Genomic DNA, 17,779 nt, shown 5'->3' with positions numbered 1-17,779 from the left:
GGTCTGCCTCATTGCTCTACCGGGACGGCCGTGCTATGCAGAATATCTACGATCACTTGATCCATATCGCGCCCATGCAACCGTGACTGACTGGTGGCGATAAGGCGATGAGCAAGCACGTTGGGAGCCAGGCGCTTCACATCATCTGGGATGACGTAGCCGCGACCCTCAATGGCGGCCATTGCCTGGCTGGCTCGATAGAGGGCCAGCGTGCCGCGAGGACTGACGCCGAGCTCAACCTCGCTGTGATCACGGGTGGCATGCACCAGCTCAACAATATAGTTTTCGATGCCCGAGCTGACATGGATCTTGCGAATCGCCTGTTGCAGGCGTGTCAGTTGCTCCGCGTCTATTACGGGCTTCAGTTCCTGGAGCGGCTGCTCCTCTTTGAAGCGACGCAGGATCTGGCGCTCCTCGTCTTTATCGGGATAGTCAAGGCGCAGGCGCATCAGGAAGCGGTCCAGTTGTGCCTCTGGCAAGGGAAATGTGCCCTCCAGTTCAACGGGATTTTGCGTGGCTACCACCATGAAGGGACGCGGAAGCGGCATGCTGTTGCGCTCGATACTGATCTGCCTCTCTTCCATAGCTTCTAGCAGAGCCGACTGCGTACGTGGGGTGGCACGATTGATCTCATCTGCCAATACGATCTGGGACAGCAAGGGGCCGGGCCGGAATTCAAATTCGCCCTTTTTCTGATTGTAGAAGGTGATGCCGGTGATATCTGATGGCAACAGGTCTGGCGTAAACTGGATACGCTGAAAACTGCAGCCGAGTGAGCGCGCGAGGGCCTTGGCCATCGTTGTCTTACCAATACCAGGCACATCCTCGAACAGCACATGACCCTCGCAGAGCAGCGCCACCACCAGCAATTGAATCACCTCATCCTTACCAATGATGACGCGGCTGACGTTGCTCCCAATTGTATAGGCCATACGTTGTATCGATTGAATTTCGTCGTTCTGTTCCATATATATTCCTATGCATGTGTGGTATATATCTTTTTATGCAACTCGTATAGAGTTATACGCACAAACGAACGCAAAATTCACCAGTATCTGCCTGATTGCGATTTAATTCCCCAGGATCTGTACCGTTGCCGGCTGCGATGTTGTTTGCTGATTATTCTGGTCGCGGGCAATGGCTACCACGCGTGCGGCAATCACCTGTGTGAAACGGCTGAAGGCGCGCTCATTGATCGTCCAGGGAATGGTGGCTGTGCCATTGGCATCGGCGGTCACTGTCGTTGTCTGCTGGAAGGAGGGCGAAGCATTATAGGTAATCAGCAGTGCCACGGTTGCGCCAGGTTTGGTTGCGACTGTCACGGGGACTGTGCTGTGATTCTGAGCCTGCGCGGGCAGGTTGGTGAACTGTACGGTCAATGGTCCGTTATTAGGCACAGGTGTTGGCGTTGACGCGATCGTCGGTTGCGCTGTTGGCGTTGGCGCGACCGTCGGCTGCGCTGTTGGAGTCGCGGTCGGCTGCGGCGTTGGAGTCATAGTCGGCTGTGCTGTTGGAGTCGTGGTCGGCGTAGCCTGCGGAGTGTTAGCAACAGTCTGGGAGCCGTTCTGATTGGGATTTGTCGCTGATCTGCTGGTAAACGACGAGAAGGCCGTCCCAACTAAAATAACACCCACGATGCTGCACACGATAACTACCCCGATAGCGATAAAGAGTACTTTATATGCAGGATCCGATCTCCATAGATACGCGAGTTTCGTATGCCAGGGTCCAGGTGGGAGCGTCTGCGCCTTTTTCTTATTGATGAGCTGTTCCGGTCGTACTGTTGGGCCTGGGCGTTGACCAGGATTGAATGGCGCGCCTGCCCCTGGCCGATAGGGAGCACCAGGGGGGGGGGGATTGGTCTGGAACATTTCTGTTGGAGCATCATGCTGCCCTGACATGCCAGGCGGATAGTTTGGGTTCGATGGACCGAGATTCATACAAAATCCTCCTCTCTATTAGGAGCTGCAGCAGGTAAAAATACGAAAGAACAAAATATATAACTGCTATGGATCGTAAAGAAATTATTTCTCTTGCAGCATCCAGCGCTTTAAACTAAAAAGGTCAATGTTAACGAGTATATGCGATCTGCTTGCTTATGTAAAATTTATAGGACCCCTGAAGTTTGACGTTTATAATGTTATGCGTGTGAGGACGGTTAATACTGCGTCGGGAGGGAGATGGTCGAGGGGGGGACTGTGGAGGACGGTGACGCGGGGTCCCTGGGGACGCCAGACGCGGGGGTTGCTGGGTCCGAAGAGGGCTACTGTTGGGAGCCCGAGCATAGCGGCGAGATGGGTAATTCCGGAGTCATTGCCGAGGTAGGCGCGGCACTGCTGGAGCCTGTGGGCTACTGTGAGTAAGGGAGCATCGTTCAGTTGCTGGTACAACGATGGTGTGGGCGGGTCCGGTAACAGATGGAGCAGTTCCCGCAGCCGGGACTGCTCGGCGGGTCCAGCCAGCACGAGGACTGGAATGTGTTGTTGCCAGAGTTTTTTGATGATGCGGGCAAAGTAGGCGACCGGCCAGCATTTAGCCTGACCACCACTGCCCGGGTGAACGGCTATGGCCCCCTCTGTATGATCGTTTCTGCTCTGCCACGCATAGGTGGTGGGAACCAACCATTGATGTTCGAGGGCGGCTTCCTCACCGATACTGTGGGCGAGGTAGGTGCCAATGGACAGATCGTATATATCCGATGGACGTCCCGGGACAACGCTGTAATGTGGAATCCCGGCGGCCTCCAGGTTGGACGTGATCACGCCATCAGCATCTTTCAGCCAGCAGATCGCTCTGCCAAAGATACGCAGAAAGGCTTGCAGACCGTACTGATCTGAAGTGGTTGGAGGTATAAACAGCTGGCTCCAGCGTCGCTCCTCATAGCTGGCGACTTCGTCCGCCAGCTCAAATGCCTGGATCAGGGGAAGCGCGGCGGCATTGCCCACAAAGGTGAGATGCGTGCCCTGTACGCGGGTGCGTAGATAGTGTAGCAATGGAAATGTCACCAGGGTATCGCCGATTGCGCCTGGCCGTACAATGAGTATGCGCATAGCCTCTCCCTTCTTATATCTACACTCATTTTTTGTATTGGAGCACCGTAGTGCTCTGTCAAAGTTCATTTGATGGGGGAGCGGGGATGCAAGCGAGCATGCCGGGGGCATGATCAAGCGGCTAGCCCAAGCCGGGGCAAGCCCGGCACCTACGGGGGTTCGGGGGCTGTGCCCCGGCAAATCCTCTCCCTCTCGCCCGCGTAGCGGGCGAACAATCCATCAAACGAAGTTTGACAAAGCAATAGGTGCGAAAATAAATCTTCTGACCAGCCCCGGAGCGGCTTGCTCAATGGTTGCGTTCGCCGTTCTATGCCTTGTGGCATATACTGATACAAACAGGATATTCCCGACTTTCTTTCCAGAAGAAAAGTCAGCCTTATTGTGCGCTGTTCTTTTTAGCTTAGCTCGCTTGCGCGCCATGGTGTGGCGGCATTTGTACCCGGCATCTTTGTGGTTTGTTCTTACCCTATACATCCCGAAAGGATGACCAATGAGAGCGATAATCAGTGTGGCTAACCGTGAGGGCCTTTCTATGCTGGCGCAGGAGTTGCAGAGCCACCATGTAACCCTGTTCTCTACCCATGGAACACAGAAGGCTCTGGCAGCAGAGGGTATCAAGGCTCTATCTACCGATGAGTTGACCCATTTCCCTCAGATTCTGGATGGAAGCGTCAAGACGTTGCACCCGGCTATTTTTGGCGGTATTCTGGCTCATCGTGGACTGACTGAGCATGAGAAGGAACTCAAGTCGCATCACATTGTACCCATCGATATCGTTGTAGTCAACCTGTATCCCTTTGTGGAGACGGCGCGTGATCCCTCGGTATCTCTGGATGATGCTCTGGAGCAGATAGATATCGATGGTGTGGCCCTGATGCGTGCGGCCGCCAAAAATTTTCAGGATGTGGTGATACTGGTACGTCCCCAGGACTACATTCCGGTATTGCAAGAGTGGCGTGAGCAGGGAGAGATAAGCCTTGAGACGCGACGCCGGCTGGCCGCGATCGCCTTTCAGCACACGGCCAGCTATGATGCGGCGATCGCCGAGTATTTACGTGGTCCTACCGGCGAGCGTTTCCCGGAAGAGTTAACCATCCCCTTAGAGCGTTTGCACGTATTACGCTATGGCGAAAATCCGCATCAGCATGCGGCCTTTTATCGCTGGGCCGATCCCTCACCGGCGTGCTCAACCCTTCCCAGCCTGGCAAGCTGCGAGATTCTACAGGGAAAAGAGCTTTCGTACAATAACCTGCTGGATCTGGACGCGGCCTTAAATATTGTGCAGAGCTTTACCGCTCCCACCATTGCGATTGTCAAGCACACCAATCCCTGTGGATTGGCCTGCGACGATACGCTGGTCGAAGCTTATAAAAAGGCCCATTCCGGCGACCCGGTCTCAGCCTTTGGAGGGATCATCGGAAGCAATCGCCCCATCGATAAAGCGACTGCGTTGGAGATCAGCCAGCTATTTTATGAGGCTATCGTTGCTCCCGATTTTACTCCTGAGGCGCGCCAGATTCTGGATACGCGCAAGAATCTGCGATTGCTGGCAACCCATCATGCCATTGAACCCAGGGCGATTAATACCCAGCTATTGTTGGGCGGCCACCTGGAGGCCAGAACGGTTGGAGGCGGTCTGCTGTTGCAGACGCCCGATTTCGTGGGAGATGGCGAGGTCGACTATCGCGTCGTGACCGATCGCGATCCAACGCTGGAGGAGATCACCGATCTAATGTTTGCCTGGAAGGCGGTGCGAGGTGTCAAATCTAATGCTATCGTGCTGGCGCATAAGCTAATGGTTGTCGGTGTCGGAGCGGGACAGATGAATCGCATGACCAGTGTACAACTGGCGGTTGCCAAGGCCGGTGAACGTGCGCGCGGGTCTGTACTGGCTTCGGACGCCTTTTTTCCTTTCGCCGATGGCGTCGAATGCGCCGCGAAAGCTGGCATCACTGCCATCATTCAGCCAGGTGGCTCGCTGCGCGATGAAGAATCGATTCGCATGGCGAACAAGCATGTCATCGCTATGATCTTTACCGGCAAGCGCCACTTCAGACATTAAGCACTGTGCTGGTAATCAGAAAAACAGAAAACAACATGCGGAAAGTGCGTAATACGCACTTTCCGCATGTTGTTTTATTCTTAATGCAGTACCTTATCAGGCAACGATCAAATCATCTGAGAAGAAACGTACCCAAAGTACTACCACAGCCAGGCCGCCGATCAGAGCGAAGAAACCGACTGCACCACCATTGGTATTGTTTGGATCTTTAAAGGGATAAAAAAGGATGAGGGAGAGCCAGACAATAGTCAGTGTTACGGTCGCGCTTAGCTTCTTGGTTTCGGGACGTGCGTTAAGAAACAGATGATAGCAGGCAACGACGATCAGGCCGATGACTCCTAGCACCAGTTTAAGAGGTGTAAGGTTCGAGCCATCACCGGCCCAGTCGATGACGAGAGAGTCCTTCAGAAATATGAAGATGCACATCCAGAGGATGGCAAGGACTATGCCCACGACCACCTTACGAATCTCCAGTGGATTGTTCACAGTATACGGCTCCTTTCGAGGAGGACTTGTTACAAGAAAAGGACGAGTCAGTGTGAAGCACACATCGTTTATGTATTCGTATTGTAGTCGTTATGAGGGAATAAATCAACGTCTCCATAAAGTGGCCGCAAAAAGAACTTTTTTGCGGCCACTTTATGGAGACGTTGTTCTTTTGCCTTTCGCGCCGCCTGCGGCGGCGCAAAAAAAGAGAAAAGGGGTTTGGCGGGGACACCCCGCACCCCGGCAGGAGGGCTAGCCGTCCTCCTGCACCTTCCGCTGTGGCCGGGTGGGAAGAGAAATATTTGGGGACACCCCAAACCCCGGCAGGAGGGCTAGCCGCCCTCCTACACCTCCCGCTTTTATTGGGTGGCGTAGGCCTGGGCGAAGCGGGCGGCCCAGCGGGCATTGTTGATGAGGAGGGCTTTGTTGGCTTCGATGCTTTCTCCTGTGGTGGTTTGTGCTACCTGGGATAGGACGTAGGGAGTGAGGGCGGCTCCCCGGATACCTTGCTGCTGGGCGTTGCGCAGAGCAGCTTCGATCGCTTGCTCCAGCGGGGCGGCCTCCATGGCGTGTTCGGATGGGATGGGGCAGGCGACGATAATGCCGTGCAAGCCACACTGCCATTGGATACGAGCCAGTCGGGCCAGGGTCGCTACATCATCGAGTCGCTGGGAGAGGGGCAGCCCGCTTTGCGCGACATAGAAGGCGGGAAACTCGTCACACTGCCATCCGATGACGGGGACGCCATGCGTTTCCAGATATTCTAACGTCAGGTTGAGATCCAGGATCGACTTGGCGCCCGCGCAGGTGACCAGGACTGGTGTCTGGCTGAGCTCCTGCAGGTCCGCTGAGATATCCATACTGGTTTCGGCTCCTCTGTGAACCCCTCCAATGCCGCCGGTAGCGAAGAAGCGAATACCGGCCATGTGGGCACAGAGCATCGTTCCCGCGACGGTCGTGGCTCCCCAGTCGCCAGTCGCCAGTGTAAAAGCCAGGTCGCGTCGGCTGACCTTACGCACATGTTCCATGATGGCCAGTAACTCTATTTCGTCCTCGTTCATCCCGATGATGATCTTGCCATCGTGAATCCCGATTGTGGCTGGAACTGCACCCTCCGCCCGGATGGTTGCCTCCATGGCATGCGCGATTTCAATATTTGCCGGATACGGCAGCCCATGGGCGATAACGGTTGACTCAAGAGCCACAACGGCCCGCCCCGCCTCTAATGCCATCCGCACCTCTGGCACAATATCTAAATACGATGAAATCTCTTGCATAGTAAAATAATAGTATCACATTTGGCGATGATTTGCGTGCCTGCGGCACGCAGGAGTTTATGAGTGTGTTGTGGAACAGGCGTATCACGCCTGTTCCACAACACACTCATAAAAAACAAAAGGGGTGTGATGGAGCGCATCCCATCATTTCATTTTATGATATAAGTGGAGAAACAGGGTGGCAGGGCGGTGCGGCCGCACCGCCCTGCCACCCTGTTTCTCCACTTATATCATAAACACGCGGGCGCGCCAGCGCCCGCGTGCGAAAAAAAGTAGAGAGTACTAATTTAGCAAAAGTGTTTGCGCATTTTTGTGAGCGCATGCTATATTACTTCTTGAGCCTGCTATGCTCTATACATCAGACAATCGCATAGGGATATTGATATTTCTACAGTCAAAGTAAGTTATAGTAAGTATATTGTAGAGGCAAAACCTATGAAACGCCTCGTAATTTGAATCAGGTAGAACAGCAAGTAGGAGTGTGTATAAAAATGGCAATTGCAAAGAAATTGTTTAACACGGGCCTGGTGCTTGGTGGTGCCCTGGGCGCACTCGCTCTATATAATAAAGTGACCGAGACGATGGCAGGCGAGCTTGATACTGTGCTTACAGGAGAAGAGCGCCGCTATCCATGGAAGTACGGCGATATGTTTTATGAGGTGAAGGGGAGCCGTGATGCGAAGCCACTGGTTCTGATTCATGGCTTTGGCCCTGGAGCCTCATCGTATGAATGGCGTAAAAATATCGACACGTTGTCGGAACAGTTCCGCGTATTTGCTTTGGACTTGCTTGGTTTCGGTCTGTCAGATCATCCCACGATTGACTATGATGCGGAAACATATACAGACCTGCTCAACGATTTTATCCGTGAAGTGGTAGGGAAGCCCGCGATTGTGGTGGCTCGTGGCCTGACCAGCGCTTATGTGATCGCTGCTGCTTATCGTCGTCCACAGTTGTTTGAGCGTTTGATCCTGGTTGGGGCCCCTCCGACCATCCTGACGGAGTCGTATCCTGGTCCTTTAAATGCCTTGCAGAAAGCTGTGTTGCGCACGCCTATCATCGGTCAATTCATCTACAATCTGATGACGTCGCGTCAGGCGCTGCGCGCTTACTACGATGTTAAGGGCTATCACAACCCTGGCCTGATTACCGATGAGTTTGTTGAGTACATCTATACCTCCGCGCATCAGCCCAATAGCCGCCATGCCAGCGCGGCCTTCCTCAGCAATAATCTGCAATTGGATGTGCACGAGCCACTGGCCCGTTTGCAGGTTCCGGTCGTCGCGGTCTGGGGACGCGAGGGCTTCCTGACGCCAGCCGAGGCCAGCGCGGCCTTTAAGCGTGTCAATTCACGTGTCGATGTACGCATTATCGATAAAGCAACCCTGCAGGTTCAGGATGAGCAGGCCGGTCAATTCAATAACCTGGTGCGCGAGTTCGCCGGTGCCGCTGTAAAATAAATACTCTATCTCTCACTTTTCTGTACCGCTCGCCCAAAAAGGAAAGGCTCAGGCCGTCAATCCGACGACCTGAGCCTTTCTAGTATGCATCGCGGCCTTCTCTACCGGCCGTCATGTTCTTGTCGTTGGGTGACTTCATAAGCCAGTTGGGCTGGGTATCGTCGCTATGCGCCTCGCCTGGATAACGCGACTCGTGTTTCTTTGCTTCCTCATAGAGGTTGCGCGCGGCCTGGACGGCATCGAAGTGTACGCTCTGGCTCAACTCAGGATCTTGCGCGACTTTATAAAACCTGGCGGCGATACTGCGTATGGTCTCGGGATCTGTAATGCGCCCATCCTGCACATTTTGGTAAGCGTGGACCAGTACCTCTTCAGTCAGGTTGTAGGCCGGGGCGGCTGGCGTCCTCTCTTCTAAATGATGGGGGCGGGCCTGTGCCTCCTCGACAGGCTGACCATGCTGTCCGCTGGGCCGTGGTGGCACCGGCATCTCGGGTGTTGTTTTTTCCGTGGCCGACACCGGTGCGGACCGAGACGTGTAGACAGGCTGCACCGGCTCAATTTTAATGGCGCCATGCGGAGCGATCTCAATATCGCGGATACTGACCCAGTTGACCTGTACTCCCCACAGCGCTACCTTCTCGCGCATCTGCTGCAGCAGGAAATCATTGATCTGCTCACGCCGCTCAAAGCCACCCACAAAATCATCATCACCATCTATCTGGGTATCTCTGCCATCGGGCCATGCCAGCAAGTCGTCCGGGTGAAAAACGGTAGTGATATGCTGGAGCAGCGTCTGGAAGCGGGTGCGCAGACTCTCCTCCCAGTCGCGAACCTGCGTTATCGCCAGGTAGGCATCCTCCGGCAGTAGTTGATACGAGATGACGCCCCGCAACATGATATCCTCATCATGTGAGATCTGGATGATCTGGGCCGGACACATCCACTGGATCTCCTCGACATTGAGCTGTATGGCTACCTCTTCCCAGGGTAGCAGGATATTGAAGCCAGGGTGGAGGGTACGGGCATACTTCTTGAAGCTATAGACGATATCGACAAAACCCTCGGGCACCGGACACACACAGCGCCGGGCCATGGCCACCCCCAGAGCTATGATCGCTATTAATACCAGCAGGCCAGGCAGGAAACCATAGAGCGCGAAGCAAACGGCCAGCACAAAGAGGCAGAACCCGCCTACCGTACCCAGGGTCCACATACCGTTCTCTGAACCGATGTAATGGACCAGTACTGCCTGCACAACAGCGATCACCAGCAGGACGATCAGGAGCGGCCAGAAGCCTATCGGAGCTAGCACGGCATGGCCTGAGGCTACAGGGGGAAGGGCGAGGAGGCAGGCCAGACCACAAAATAGCAATGGGAATAAGATTAGCGTAATGTACTGGTTCGCATGTTTAAATGAGTCAAAAAACGAGGATGCCAGCCGCCCTGGCGCGGCGTTCGCGCCCCGGCCCGCATAGCGATGATGCGCTCCGCCTGGTCCGATCGCTGCTTGATCATCCTCCATCGGTTCGCCCCGGGCATTGATCAGTTCCCCATCAACGGCCGGAAACTGTTCTTCATGCTGCTGCTGAGGCCAGTTCGAAGCAAAGCCTGGGGAATCTTGCCAGGAATCCCCGGGATCCTTCCTATCCGACGACATGTAAACACAACCTTCCTCTCAGCTCTGCAACCAGATAGTCGTTGAATTACGGCATCTTTTTGAGGCTACATGATCCACAGCCACCAGCGCCCCCCTTGCTGGAACCACAGCCACAGCTACCACAGCCGCCGCTACCACAACTACCGCCGCCTTTCGAGCTACAACATGCGCCACCGCTCCCGCAGCCACCTGCCGACTTTTTCTCTTTCTGTTCATCGACGGGGACACGGATGGTGACACCACTCTCTAACATAACTTCAACCGAGTTCTGTGGGACGTTGATTGACACGACCTTGCCTCGGCCTCCAGGAGTATCGAGGAAGGTTCCGATTTGTGGCATCTGCTGCTTGGCTTGAATATAGTTGTCATTCTCATACGAGAGGCAGCACATCAAGCGCCCGCAGACGCCAGAGATTTTTGAGGGATTGAGGGGAAGTCCCTGTTCTTTGGCCATCTTGATCGAGACAATGCCAAAGTCAGTGATCCAGGAGCTACAACAGAGGGTTTTGCCGCATGGCCCGACGCCACCCTGCAATTTGGCCTGGTCACGCGCGCCAATCTGGCGTAATTCGATACGTGTGCGAAACGTCGCGGCCAGGTCTCGTACCAGGGCACGAAAATCTACCCGCTCATCCGCGGTAAAATAGAACGTCAGGCGACTGCCATCAAAGGTGTATTCGGCCTCCACCAGTTTCATCGGAAGCTTATGGTAAACTACCCGCTCATGACAACGAGCCAGGGCGTCCTTCTCTTTACTCTTGTATGAAAGCATCATTCGCAGTTCGTCTTCGGTTGCCAGGTGTAGCACGGGTTTCAATGTATCGCTGAGATCGACTTCAGCCATCTTCTTTGAGGCAATCACAACACGGCCTGCCTCGATACCCCGCACCGTCTCTACAATGACGTACTGACCGTTTGAAAACGTCTGCTCCGCCGGGTCAAAATAATAGATTCGACCAGCGGGACGAAAACGAATGCCAACGACAATAACGCTTTTATCTGTACTTGTACTACTCGCTGCCAGTGACATCGACTTTTGTTTCTTGCTAGCTTTTTCTGCAGTCAGATAGGCTGCCCGGCGGGCAGCGGCTCATTCGAGCGTACGATATAACAAAGAAGGATGTAGCCGCATTGCCACATCCTCTTATCCTGCTTTACATCTCGTTTGTGAGCAAAATAGCTTCCGCTACCTCGCGCATCGACTTGCGGTTGTTCATGCTGGCCTTCTGGATCTTACGGAACGCTTCCTGTTCCGAGAGGCCCTGCTTCTCCATCAGTAAGCCTTTCGCTCGCTCGACAACCTTACGGGTCTCCAGTTTCTCGGAGAGCGTGCGGTTCTCATCCTCAATCGCGCGATACTCGCTATAGCGGGCCAGCGTGACCTCAATTGCCGGAGCAACCTCACTCTCACGCAGTGGTTTCACAATATAGTTTACCACCCCTGCCTCCTTCGCACGTTCCACCAACTGCTGGTCTCCGAAGGCAGTGAGCAACAACACTGGTGCAATCTTTTCCTGTGTGAGAGTTTCGGCGGCGGCAATGCCGTCCATATCGGGCATACGTATGTCCATGATGACCAGGTCCGGTCGCAGCTCACGAGCCAGGTTTACCGCGCTCTGGCCATCGCCAGCTTCCCCGATGACAAGATAGCCCTGTTTTGTCAGCACATCCTTTAGATCCATGCGCTGAATGGCTTCGTCATCAGCAATAATAATTCGTGTTGGCATAGTGTCTCCTCAAAGCCTTTGGTCTAGTCCCCACCCATCTCGTAAAATACTCCTTCTACGTACAAAGAGTATATCATAACACTGGATCAAGCGTCGATAGTCGAGTGGGCATTACTAGCTGTTGACGCTCATATGAGCTCAGGCGACGGAGACCTCCCCTCGCATCATGGTGGCGAGCAGGGCCGTTTCGCGCACGATTTTTTCCAGTTGTTCCGGCGTAATCGATTGTTTGCCATCGCAGAGCGCGGTATCAGGATCAGGATGAACTTCGATAATAAGGCCTTGCGCTTCGGCTGCGATGCTGGCACGAGACATAATGGGCACGAGTTCGCGCCGACCGGTGGAATGGCTGGGATCTACAATAATCGGCAGGTGTGTCAACTGGTGAAGCAAGGGGACGCAGGATAAATCGAGGACGTTGCGGGTCTGGGGATCATAGCTACGAATACCACGTTCGCACAAGATCACGTTTGGATTGCCCGCGGCAATGATGTATTCGGCGGCGAGCAGCCACTCATCAATAGTAGAGGAGAGGCCACGCTTCAAGAGTACCGGCAACTTTTTGCTGTGGTGACCGGCAGCCGACAAAAGAGGAAAATTCTGAACGTTACGCGCTCCAATCTGTAAGACATCCGCGTATTGCGCAACCGTTTCCACCATACCTGGCTCCATTACCTCGGTGATAACTGGCAGCCCGGTCAGAGTGCGGGCTTCGGCCAGCAGGTGCAGTCCTTCTATCCCCAGGCCCTGGAACTGGTATGGTGATGTACGCGGTTTGAAGGCCCCTCCTCGCAAAACCTGCGCTCCTGCACGCTTGACCGCTTGTGCGGTCGTAATGAGTTGCTCCCTGTTCTCAACGGCGCAAGGGCCAGCCATGATGACAGGGCGCGCGGAGTTCCCACCTATTGTTATGGGGGTGCAATCGCTGTTGGAACCGATAGTAATGCTGGTATTTTCTGTCTGGAAGGATCGGCTGGCTAACTGGTACGGGGTTTTGGGGGAATAGATCTGCTCAACGGCGCTCTGAGCTTGTAGTGCTACCTGTGCCTGTGCGTCAACTAATGCCGAATCAATGGCAATGACCTCTCGATCGCGCATCTGCGTCGTCGTAATCGGACGTTGGCTGCCGGTAATTCTACATAACAGCGCCATGAGCTGTGCTCTAGATTCACCACTGGTCTCCTGGCGGATGGTAATGATCATTTCTGGAACCCTTTCTTCAACCGAAACAAACAGGACAATTTTGGAAAACAAAAAAGCAGAGGACTTTTCCTCTGCTTCTCCAGCACGCTGGTGGGTTATTTTTGCTCAGCCCAAAGGGCCCACCATCATGCTGGAGGGCTAAACCAATAATAAAAGCTGGATTGTGCGAATTTTATGTGTTGGCTGAGCATATGATTATTTCCGCTTCTGTTTACTTTAACGGGACTGGCTACACTACGTCTGCCTGCTGTAGTCCTTGTACTGATTATACGGAGCTTTCTATCCTCGTGTCAAGGGGGATGCGTACAGTTTGGCTATTTGATGGTAAAAATGAATACTAAGTGAACATTAATAGACGTTGCAGAGGCGCTTTATTCCTGTTATGCTGTGCAATATGGATATGCTGGCAATGTTGCTAAAAGGAAAGTAGAACAGTGGAATATAGAGATCTTACGAACAACTGGCAATTTAAACAACGAGTTCCTGATGTTGAGTTAAACACAGATTTCGCAACCGAGAAGGACTGGTTACCGGCCAGCGTGCCCGGCGCCGTACACCTGGACCTCCTGGCGGCGGGACAGATACCCGAGCCCTTCTACGGTTTAAACGAGCAGCAACTCCAGTGGATAGGCGAGCGCGATTGGCTGTATCGCACAACCTTTGAGATCACGGCCGCTGAGCTATCGCAGGCCGAACTGGACCTTTGCTTTGATGGGCTGGACACCTATGCGACCGTCTGGCTCAACGGCGTGCAAATATTGAAGAGTAATAATATGTTTGTGCCGCAGCGCGTCTCCATCAAGTCACAGGTGCGCATCGGTTCAAATGATTTGCATATAGTCTTTGAATCGGCATTGCTGTGGGGGCAGCATCTGGAAGAACAATATGGCAAACTGCCACTATGGAACGGTGATTCCAGCCGTCTCTACGTGCGCAAAGCCCAGTACCACTACGGCTGGGATTGGGGTCCGGTCTTTATGACGGCCGGTCTATGGCGCGCGGTGCGCCTGGAGGCGTATAGCGCCCGCGTGGCCGATGTGCACTGTCCCTATGAGGTGGCTGATGACCTGGCCAGCGCGCTGCTGCCGGTGAAGATAGAGGTTGAGGAGAGGGCGGCGGACAGCGTACAAGAGGTGCATGTGGCCCTGTACGCGCCTTCTGGCGAGCTGGTGGCGGAAAAAACGCAGACCTTACGTGGTGAAAAGAGCGTGGAGACGCAGCTGGAGGTGCAGAGACCCGAGCTGTGGTGGCCTCATACCCATGGTCAGCAGCCGCTGTATCGCCTGGTGACAACGCTGCGCGGTCCCAGAGGAGAGGCGGATCGCCATGAGTTGCGCCTGGGCCTGCGCCGTCTGCGCCTGGTGCAGCATACCTTGCAGGACGCGCCCGGCACCAGCTTTTATTTTGAGATCAATAATACCCCTATTTTCTGTGGTGGCTCCAACTGGATTCCCGCCGATTCGTTTATGCCGCGTATCAGTCGCGAGCGCTATCGGCGCTGGTTGCAACTGGCGGTCGATGGCAATCAGAACATGCTGCGCGTCTGGGGTGGCGGCATTTATGAAGATCCGGCCTTCTATGAGCTCTGCGATGAGCTTGGCCTGCTGGTCTGGCAGGATTTCATGTTTGCCTGTGGCCTCTATCCCGCCCACGAGGAGTTCCAGCAGAGCGTGCGCGCCGAGGCTGAATCTGCCGTGCGTCAGCTGCGCCACCATCCCAGCATCGTGCTCTGGTCTGGCAATAACGAGGACTATGCAATTGCCGAGAGCCGGGGCGTGTCAGATCCACAGATCACCGACCATTTTGAGCAGACGCAGTTCCCGGCACGGGCAATCTATGAGCAGTTACTGCCAGCGGTCTGCGCTGATCTGGATTCGACCCGTCCTTACTGGCCTGGTAGCCCCTATGGTGGGGAGCGCTCATCCGATCCAACCGTCGGAGACATCCACGTTTGGAGTGTCTGGCATGGTGGATTGCCCTATCAGGATTATCCAAAGCTGGCTGGCCGCTTCATTAGTGAGTTTGGCATGCAGGCGTTTCCCGTTCTGGAGACCATTCGGGAGTTTGCACCAGCTGAAGAGCTCTATCCGCAGAGTCGCACGCTGGACTATCACAACAAGGCAGATGGCGGTCCTGGTCTGATGGCGCCGTACCTGGTGAACAACGTACGCGTGCCCGCCGACCTGGAGGGCCAGGTGTACGCGACCCAGTTCGTGCAATCCGAGGCTCTGAGCGCCGCGATTCGTGGCTGGCGCCGCCTCTGGCAGGGTCCGGGCCGCGAATATACGTCCGGCGCCCTGGTCTGGCAGTTGAACGATTGTTATCCGGTGATGAGCTGGGCGCTGGTCGATTACCAGCTGCGCATCAAGCCTGCGTACTATAGCGTGGCGCGTGAACTGGCACCTCTGGTCGTTGGTCTGCATCGCCAGTCTTCCGATAGCATCGCGATCTGGGCTGTCAATGGGGATGCCGCTGATATCCAGTTGGAACTGGAGCTGCGCACAGTCACTCTGGCGGGAGAGGTGCTCTCCGAGCAGCGCCGCAGCGTTACCCTGACTGGCAATCGTTCCAGCGAGCTAGATATAATCCAGCAGGCGCAAAAGGACCAGGAGATTGTGCAGGCACGTCTGTGGCGGGATGGCGTAGTGGTTGCTCGCGCCAGCTTATGGTCTGAGCCCTACAAATACCTGACCCTGCCCGATCCTCAAGTGAATATTGTGCGGCTCGATGACCAGCACATCCGCGTCAGTGCCACGCGCCCAGCTAAAGGCGTCTGGCTGGATGCCGGTGCAGAGGTTAAATGGAGCGATAATATGCTGGATATCGTCCCTGGTGATCCACAAACCATCACCGCCTCCGGCCTTGGTAATCAACCCATTCAGGTGCGCTGGCTCGACAAATAACACAAGAAAACACAAAAAAGGAATATGCCCCTCACGAGGGGCATATTCCTTTTTTGTGTTTTTTAACGTTTTTTGCGCTGGCTGGTGCGGTAGGCCTGGTAGAGGTCATCATTGGCACCTTTAACGCCCTGGCGTACCGTGGGGGGCGCGACCTTCGGGGTGCGGGGACCCTGCGAGCTGGTGCCGCTTTTGGATTTTCCGGCTTGCGCCTGGCTGCTGGCGAACTGCTTACCATTCGGCAACAGGTCGAAGGCCACCAGTGCATACAGCAAGATGATCAGGGTCAAAATGTTGATCAAGAAGGACGTTGTCAATGGCAGATTGCCAAAGGGCAGCGTGAAAACGACTCGTTCGATGTGTGCATTGACCGCGAACGTATGCTCCAGCGGCAGCAAAAAGTTGGCACCGATCAGGTAGATAACCATGCCGATGAAGTGGCGTGGCTTAAACAGGGATGGACGGGTTGGCGCTTTGGTGGCGGCTGGCTTTTCCTTCGCTGCCGTGGCCTCTTCTGCCTTGGTAATGGCGGCCTTGGGATTCATATTCTTCTTCGCCCGAGCCATGCGTGCCTCAACCACGCCGTCTTTGTTGGCAGGACCATCCTGTTCGCTCTGCTCAACTTTTGAGAAAAATTTGGGGAGGCGTGGCAACCGCCGGGAAGGTGCCGCTGGCTCGCTGGCTACCTCTGTTTCCACAGCTGGTGTCGTATCCAGCGTCAGGTCTTCGGTCGTAGGAGCGGATGTCTCTTCCTGTGTCTCGCTACCGGTGACCAGAACTGGTCGGTTGCGCGGCACGCGGGTGCGGCGGGGTCTTTTAGCAACGGTATTGTAATTCTGACTCATGCTTGGTCTCCTGGATGGTCCACCTCTGGTGGGTTAGCTGAATTATAACTGGATGACTGATAAGAGTTGTACTCGTTTGTGGTGGCCGAGGAAGGCTCCGCTGGTTTCTCTCGATACTCATTGTAGCTGGAGCTTTTCTCTCTATCTCTGGCTGATGCCACGTCCGCGCCGGGGGCTCCAATTTTTCCGTTGTCCGGAGGATAGAGTGGTCCCTGCGCGTAGAGTGGCTGTGAGTAGGGGGCGGTGGCTGCTGATGGATTGACATAGAGTGGTTGCGGCTGTGGCATATTCGCCGGGGCCGCTTTCACGGGAGGCGCGCTGGATTCTATGATGGCAAGGGCGGCACGGGCAATCTCATCATCTCTTCCAGGGGCATTTCCGCCGCTAACGCCAACGCCACCAATGGTTATGCCGTTGACGCGCAGAGGCCAGCCACCCGCCGCCATGATAAACTTGCCATTGGTCATACCGGTCAGGCTAGACGCGAAACCTGGGATCGCAGCTCCCCACTGGGCCACATCGTCGGTCGATTGATTAAACATCACCGCTGTGTGGGCTTTGGCGATAGAGATATCGCTGGTCGCAAAACCATATGGTGCCATCATGCGTTCAAATAAGACGAGGTGCCCTCCGGCATCGACAATGGCGATGCTTACCGGACTACGCAGTTCTCTGGCTCGCTGTTTGCAAGCCTCCAGAGCTTTGCGGGCCATCTCGATAGATATATTCACGCCCAGATACTCCTTACTTAAATGACTGTTCTCGCTCGATAGATGGACAATCAGCCTTTGCGGGTCCACCTCCGGTGTTCCAGTACTGGTGAGGTAGTGTCTCCCTGCTGTTATGCCGTGCTTTTCTAGAGATAGATGAAGATGGTTATATGCACCCACTCAAAAAGTTAAAAAACATAACTACGTGTATGTTTGCTCATTGTACATCACATACCATCTACGCGCAATGTGTCAGTTTCTATGGCAGGGCTTTTTCATTGTCCTCTTTATGAGTCATCCCGAACTTTTGAAAAAGCTCCCAAAACCAGGGGTGCAGGGTCTTCCCTGCCGGGGTGTCCCCACACCCCGGCAGGAGGGCCGGCCGCCCTCCTGCACCTCCCG

At 54.7% G+C, this 17,779-nt stretch carries 14 protein-coding genes; 3 read left to right on the top strand and 11 right to left on the bottom strand.

Annotation, left to right across the window (positions count from 1 at the left end; genetic code table 11):
* Positions 1–8: 8 nt before the first annotated feature.
* From KTT_RS08660 to KTT_RS08650, 3 genes are all read right to left on the bottom strand, one after another.
* Positions 9–968, bottom strand: a complete 960-nt coding sequence (locus tag KTT_RS08660) for an AAA family ATPase (RefSeq protein WP_126595602.1) — start codon at positions 966–968, stop codon at positions 9–11.
* 102 nt (positions 969–1,070) lie between these two features.
* On the bottom strand, positions 1,071–1,940 hold the full coding sequence (locus tag KTT_RS08655) for a hypothetical protein (RefSeq protein ID WP_126595601.1): 870 nt from the start codon (positions 1,938–1,940) through the stop codon (positions 1,071–1,073).
* Between the two features lie 192 nt (positions 1,941–2,132).
* Entirely contained in the window at positions 2,133–3,050 is a 918-nt protein-coding gene (locus tag KTT_RS08650) for a glycosyltransferase family 9 protein (protein ID WP_160145749.1), read from the bottom strand.
* A 490-nt stretch (positions 3,051–3,540) separates the two neighbouring features.
* Between KTT_RS08650 and purH the strand changes: the two genes are divergently transcribed.
* Positions 3,541–5,112: a bifunctional phosphoribosylaminoimidazolecarboxamide formyltransferase/IMP cyclohydrolase gene (gene purH / locus KTT_RS08645; RefSeq protein ID WP_126595599.1), complete on the top strand. Its 1,572-nt coding sequence runs from the start codon at positions 3,541–3,543 to the stop codon at positions 5,110–5,112.
* 96 nt (positions 5,113–5,208) lie between these two features.
* Here purH and KTT_RS08640 read toward each other — a convergent pair whose 3' ends face one another.
* Entirely contained in the window at positions 5,209–5,598 is a 390-nt protein-coding gene (locus KTT_RS08640; protein ID WP_126595598.1) for a hypothetical protein, read from the bottom strand.
* A gap of 359 nt (positions 5,599–5,957) precedes the next feature.
* Complete coding sequence (locus KTT_RS08635) at positions 5,958–6,830, bottom strand: pseudouridine-5'-phosphate glycosidase (protein ID WP_235845643.1); 873 nt, start codon at positions 6,828–6,830, stop codon at positions 5,958–5,960.
* A 536-nt stretch (positions 6,831–7,366) separates the two neighbouring features.
* Here KTT_RS08635 and KTT_RS08630 point away from each other — a divergent pair.
* Positions 7,367–8,335 carry an alpha/beta fold hydrolase gene (locus KTT_RS08630; RefSeq protein WP_126595596.1) on the top strand — a complete coding sequence of 323 codons (969 nt, stop codon included), beginning with the start codon at positions 7,367–7,369 and terminating at the stop codon, positions 8,333–8,335.
* A gap of 79 nt (positions 8,336–8,414) precedes the next feature.
* On the opposite strand, the gene KTT_RS08625 is transcribed toward KTT_RS08630, so the two are convergent.
* From KTT_RS08625 to aroF, 4 genes are all read right to left on the bottom strand, one after another.
* On the bottom strand, positions 8,415–9,992 hold the full coding sequence (locus KTT_RS08625; protein WP_126595595.1) for an SPFH domain-containing protein: 1,578 nt from the start codon (positions 9,990–9,992) through the stop codon (positions 8,415–8,417).
* 46 nt (positions 9,993–10,038) lie between these two features.
* Positions 10,039–11,022 carry a PSP1 domain-containing protein gene (locus KTT_RS08620; protein ID WP_126595594.1) on the bottom strand — a complete coding sequence of 328 codons (984 nt, stop codon included), beginning with the start codon at positions 11,020–11,022 and terminating at the stop codon, positions 10,039–10,041.
* Positions 11,023–11,146: 124 nt separating this feature from the next.
* A complete protein-coding gene (locus tag KTT_RS08615; protein WP_126595593.1) occupies positions 11,147–11,719 on the bottom strand; it encodes an ANTAR domain-containing response regulator in 573 nt (190 codons plus the stop codon).
* Positions 11,720–11,857: 138 nt separating this feature from the next.
* Positions 11,858–12,922, bottom strand: coding sequence for a 3-deoxy-7-phosphoheptulonate synthase (aroF, locus tag KTT_RS08610; protein WP_126595592.1), 1,065 nt, complete (start codon positions 12,920–12,922; stop codon positions 11,858–11,860).
* Positions 12,923–13,356: 434 nt separating this feature from the next.
* Here aroF and KTT_RS08605 point away from each other — a divergent pair, with 434 nt between their 5' ends.
* Positions 13,357–15,825: a beta-mannosidase gene (locus KTT_RS08605; RefSeq protein WP_126595591.1), complete on the top strand. Its 2,469-nt coding sequence runs from the start codon at positions 13,357–13,359 to the stop codon at positions 15,823–15,825.
* A gap of 62 nt (positions 15,826–15,887) precedes the next feature.
* Here the strand turns inward: KTT_RS08605 and KTT_RS08600 are convergent, their stop codons facing one another.
* Both KTT_RS08600 and KTT_RS08595 read right to left on the bottom strand, forming a co-directional pair.
* Positions 15,888–16,667, bottom strand: a complete 780-nt coding sequence (locus tag KTT_RS08600; RefSeq protein ID WP_126595590.1) for a hypothetical protein — start codon at positions 16,665–16,667, stop codon at positions 15,888–15,890.
* On the bottom strand, positions 16,664–17,398 hold the full coding sequence (locus KTT_RS08595; RefSeq protein WP_126595589.1) for a GlcG/HbpS family heme-binding protein: 735 nt from the start codon (positions 17,396–17,398) through the stop codon (positions 16,664–16,666). Before KTT_RS08595 ends, KTT_RS08600 begins: the two co-directional genes overlap by 4 nt.
* Positions 17,399–17,779: the final 381 nt, after the last annotated feature.

The sequence above is a fragment of the Dictyobacter aurantiacus genome, from assembly GCF_003967515.1.
In the GTDB taxonomy this organism is placed as follows: Bacteria; Chloroflexota; Ktedonobacteria; order Ktedonobacterales; family Ktedonobacteraceae; genus Dictyobacter; species Dictyobacter aurantiacus.
The sequence above is the reverse complement of the archived record's forward strand: the minus strand, read 5'-3'. Positions and strand labels throughout refer to the sequence as shown.

Excerpts from the sequence above, each read along its gene's own strand:
- KTT_RS08660 (WP_126595602.1), bottom strand. The coding sequence starts at position 968 with ATGGAACAGAACGACGAAATTCAATCGATACAACGTATGGCCTATACA.
- KTT_RS08615 (WP_126595593.1), bottom strand. The coding sequence starts at position 11,719 with ATGCCAACACGAATTATTATTGCTGATGACGAAGCCATTCAGCGCATG.
- KTT_RS08620 (WP_126595594.1), bottom strand. The coding sequence starts at position 11,022 with ATGTCACTGGCAGCGAGTAGTACAAGTACAGATAAAAGCGTTATTGTC.
- aroF (WP_126595592.1), bottom strand. The coding sequence starts at position 12,922 with ATGATCATTACCATCCGCCAGGAGACCAGTGGTGAATCTAGAGCACAG.
- KTT_RS08655 (WP_126595601.1), bottom strand. The coding sequence starts at position 1,940 with ATGAATCTCGGTCCATCGAACCCAAACTATCCGCCTGGCATGTCAGGG.
- KTT_RS08600 (WP_126595590.1), bottom strand. The coding sequence starts at position 16,667 with ATGAGTCAGAATTACAATACCGTTGCTAAAAGACCCCGCCGCACCCGC.
- KTT_RS08630 (WP_126595596.1), top strand. The coding sequence starts at position 7,367 with ATGGCAATTGCAAAGAAATTGTTTAACACGGGCCTGGTGCTTGGTGGT.
- KTT_RS08635 (WP_235845643.1), bottom strand. The coding sequence starts at position 6,830 with ATGGCATTAGAGGCGGGGCGGGCCGTTGTGGCTCTTGAGTCAACCGTT.
- KTT_RS08625 (WP_126595595.1), bottom strand. The coding sequence starts at position 9,992 with ATGTCGTCGGATAGGAAGGATCCCGGGGATTCCTGGCAAGATTCCCCA.
- KTT_RS08650 (WP_160145749.1), bottom strand. The coding sequence starts at position 3,050 with ATGCGCATACTCATTGTACGGCCAGGCGCAATCGGCGATACCCTGGTG.
- purH (WP_126595599.1), top strand. The coding sequence starts at position 3,541 with ATGAGAGCGATAATCAGTGTGGCTAACCGTGAGGGCCTTTCTATGCTG.